The sequence below is a fragment of the Kiritimatiellia bacterium genome (genome assembly GCA_026417735.1).
Taxonomy (GTDB): Bacteria; Verrucomicrobiota; Kiritimatiellia; order PWTM01; family PWTM01; genus CAACVY01.
In genome coordinates, this window is sequence record JAOACR010000005.1 from 1 (window position 1) to 2,333 (window position 2,333).

The 2,333-nt window shown below is 64.8% G+C and carries 1 protein-coding gene and 1 pseudogene; one reads left to right on the forward strand and one right to left on the reverse strand.

Going from position 1 to position 2,333, the window contains the following annotated elements; genetic code table 11:
* Positions 1 to 298: 298 nt before the first annotated feature.
* Complete coding sequence (locus N2652_02340) at positions 299 to 1,699, forward strand: amidophosphoribosyltransferase (GenBank protein MCX7818039.1); 1,401 nt, start codon at positions 299 to 301, stop codon at positions 1,697 to 1,699.
* A 36-nt stretch (positions 1,700 to 1,735) separates the two neighbouring features.
* Here the strand turns inward: N2652_02340 and mscL are convergent.
* Positions 1,736 to 2,047 (reverse strand): annotated as a pseudogene (mscL, locus tag N2652_02345) (large-conductance mechanosensitive channel protein MscL).
* Between the last annotated feature and the right edge of the window lie 286 nt (positions 2,048 to 2,333).

Genomic DNA, 2,333 nt, shown 5'->3' on the forward strand with positions numbered 1-2,333 from the left:
GTTGCCGCGCTGTTCGCATAAAAGGTCTCCTTCCCGAGGACCTCCCCGATGGCGATGGCACCCATCGGCCGGCCCTAACCCCACAGAAGACACCAGCCCCCACCATTTCCGCACCCCTCCCAGAAAAAGCTCTGTCCCTACTTGTCGCGTTTGGGTTGCCTGGGGCTCTGTCCCTCCGTGGTTGCCTGGGGCTCTGTCCCTCCGTTGGGATCGTGAGGGGAGGGGCGTGCTACTTGCCGCAGAGGGGAGGGCGACACTACCCTGCTGCTCGCGGTAGACCCACACAGGGGAGAATACCATGGGCGGTTTTTTCGGCGTCGCGACGAAAACGGCGGATGGCTCGCGCGATCTCTTCTATGGAACGGATTACCACTCGCATCTCGGTACCATGCGAGGAGGTATGGCGGTCTGGCAGGAGGGTCGAATCGTCCGCATCATCCACGACATCACCAACGCGCCGTTCCGAACGAAGTTCGAGCCGGAACGTCCTCGTCTGCGCGGCCCCGTGGGGATCGGCGTGATCAGCGATACCGACGACCAGCCCCTCACCATACGCTCGTCCATCGGCCACTACGCCCTCGTGACGGTAGGCGCTGCCCGAAACGCGGCCGAGCTACAACGCGAAGTGTTCCGCAGGGGCGTGCACTTTGCCGAGTCCCGCGACGATGAGGTCTCGCTGACCGAACTCGTCGCAGTGCTCATCAACCAGGGAGCCGACCCCGTCGAGGGGATTCGATGCGTGCAGGAGCAGCTCGACGGCTCGTGCTCGCTGCTCCTTTTAATCGACGGTGCCATTCTCGCCGCGCGCGACCGCTATGGGCGCACTCCCGTGATTCTCGGCCGCCGGGAGGACGCCTGGGCGGTGACGATGGAAACCTGCGCGTTCCCCAACCTGGAGTTCGAAACGGTCCGAGAGCTGGGACCCGGCGAAATCGTCCGTGTCACCCCCGCCGGGGTGGAGACGCTGGTGCCGCCGTCCAACGAGCTGCGCATTTGTGCCTTTTTGTGGGTGTACTACGGCTATCCCGCTTCCACCTACGAAGGCCGCAACGTTGAGGAGATGCGCAATCGGAGCGGTGCAATCCTCGCCCGCCGCGAGCAGATCGACGTCGATGAAGTCGCGGGGATTCCAGACTCCGGCGTCGGGCACGGACTGGGCTACGCCGCGGAGGCCGGCATCCCGTATCGTCGCCCCTTCGTGAAATACACTCCGACCTGGCCGCGCAGCTTCATGCCCCAGGATCCGCGGGAGCGCACACGGGTCGCGCGGATGAAGCTCATCCCGATCACCGAACTGATCCGCAACAAGCGCATTCTCTTTTGCGAGGACTCCATCGTGCGAGGTACTCAACTGCGGGACACCGTGCGCCGCCTCTTCGTCGCCGGCGCGCGGGAAGTGCACATGCGGCCCGCCTGCCCACCGTTGCTGTTCCGCTGCCCGTTTTTGAATTTCTCGCGATCGCACGGGGAGATGGACCTGATCGCCCGCCGCGTCATCGCCGAGATGACGGGCTCGACCGGCGAGCCACCTGCGGAAGCGCTCCAGCCGGATTCCGAGTTTTACGGGCGGATGTGCGAGCGCATCGCCGCAGCACTGGGCCTCACCAGCGTCCGGTATCAGCGGCTCGAGGACATGGCCACCGCGATCGGTCTGCCGCTCGCCAAACTCTGTACCTACTGCTGGAACCGATGCGGCTGACCCGGCCTACGATGACGCCCCCAGCGCCCCGGCACGCCGGCGCACCGCGTTCAGGCTTTTTACTAGCAGGAACACCGCCACCGCGACGATCAGGAAATCCACCATCGTCTGAATCCAGTTGCCGTAGTTCAACTTCACCGCCGGCGAATCGCTCGCGGCCTCCTTCAGCACGATCGCCAAGTCGCCGAAGTTCACCCCTCCGATCAACAGCCCGAGTGGCGGCATGATCACGTCGTTCACCAGCGACGTGACAACCTTGCCGAACGCCCCACCGACGATGATCCCCACCGCCATGTCCACCATGTTGCCCTTGATCGCGAATTCGCGGAACTCTGCGATAATGCTCACGGGATTACCTCCGTGGGCCGCCCCGTCCCGCCCGCGCGCCGGGCGGCCGGCGGGCGCGTCCCTCGGTCCGAACCTATCGCGGCGCACGGTGATCATGCAAACCGCGTGGTTGAAGACCTCACCTCCATGGGGCCCTTGCCGGCGGACGGCGCATTGACCCAAGACGCCCCCCATTGGAGAATCTACGTTCTGTGGGACCCAGCAATGAGCGCGTTTGATCCTTCCCTGGCAGAGCGCATCGGGCAGATCGGTGTTGTGGCGGTGCTCGTGGTGGATCGTTCGGAAC